Below are 574 nucleotides of genomic sequence, written 5' to 3' on the forward strand. Positions count from 1 at the left end.
TACGGTGGACGAACTTGGGATCTGACATTAACAGGTACCGTGTAACTCTATTTTGTTTGGGATTCTAACCTAAAGGGGGCTGGGTTTATAACACCAATCCACCCAATTTATTAATCTAAGCCTAAAGCTTTCTTTACTGGTTTGAAGCTCTTACGGTGCTCGCTTATCACACCATGTTGCTCAATTGCTTCAAAGTGCGCTTTGGTTGGATAACCTTTGTGCTTCGCAAAGCCGAATTGCGGATATTGTTTATCCAGCTCTTCCATCTCTTGGTCGCGCACAACTTTAGCAATGATGGAAGCGGCACTGATTTCAGCCACTCGTAAATCGCCTTTCACCACAGCTTTAGAATCCATCGATAGCTCAGGGCAACGATTACCATCGATCAGCACTAAATCTGGCTGTACCTTCAATCCTGCAATCGCACGTTGCATGGCAACCATGGTAGCTTGCAGAATATTCAGTTCATCAATCTCTTCGGGAGAGCAACGGCCTACCGCCCACGCTAGCGCTTTTTCTTTGATTTCAGGAAGCAGTGCCAGACGCTTTTTCTCGCTCAGCTTCTTAGAGTCAT

At 45.8% G+C, this 574-nt stretch carries 1 protein-coding gene; it reads right to left on the minus strand.

What is annotated here, in order from left to right:
- Nucleotides 1-110: 110 nt before the first annotated feature.
- A partial coding sequence (rnhB, locus tag R7O13_RS29285) for a ribonuclease HII (protein ID WP_318305513.1) occupies nucleotides 111-574 on the minus strand: 464 nt, incomplete at its 5' end.

It is taken from the genome of Vibrio sp. Y176, assembly GCF_033438945.1.